Consider the following 225-nt stretch of genomic DNA (forward strand, 5'->3'; position numbering starts at 1 on the left):
TTTTGTGTTAAACCAGTACCCGCAACATCCGCGTTTATTTTAGCAGCTGTTACCGCATCGTCATTGATCTTAGCGGTAGTTACTGCGTTGTTATTGATTTTTCCTGTAGTTACGGCGTTATCGTTGATCTTAACCGTAGTCACTGCGTTGTCAGCTAATTCAGTAGTACCAACAGCACCTGCCGCGATCTCTAGTGTAACATCTCCAAGTAAAGCGTTTGCATCA

1 protein-coding gene is annotated in these 225 nt (G+C 43.6%); it reads right to left on the minus strand.

Features of this window, described 5'->3' with window-relative positions:
* Positions 1 to 225, minus strand: a 225-nt coding sequence (locus ACXAG7_RS20240; protein WP_476667971.1) for a hypothetical protein, incomplete at both ends; no start/stop codon positions are given.

This window comes from Tenacibaculum sp. AWR4_210, from assembly GCF_056160945.1.